1 protein-coding gene is annotated in these 239 nt (G+C 45.6%); it reads left to right on the forward strand.

Translation table 11 applies throughout. From position 1 onward, the window contains the following. Positions 1-239: transposase (locus HC733_RS22815; RefSeq protein ID WP_190367232.1), on the forward strand; the 239-nt coding region annotated here is incomplete at both ends.

Raw genomic sequence — 239 nt, forward strand, 5'->3', positions numbered from 1 at the left:
CGAGACGCTAGCTTTGAGCCACAACTGGTTAAAAAGAACCAGACCCGCTTTACGTCAATGGACGATAAGATTTTATATCTGTACTCCAAAGGCATGACGACCCGTGAAATCGTCTCTACTTTCAAGGAAATGTATGACGCTGACGTTTCACCAACACTGATTTCTCGTGTCACTGATGCCGTTATTGCTCAAGTTGTTGAATGGCAAGCCAGGCCGCTTGATGCTGTTTACCCAATCGT

It is taken from the genome of Pseudoalteromonas sp. S16_S37 (genome assembly GCF_014694405.1).
GTDB lineage: Bacteria > Pseudomonadota > Gammaproteobacteria > Enterobacterales > Alteromonadaceae > Pseudoalteromonas.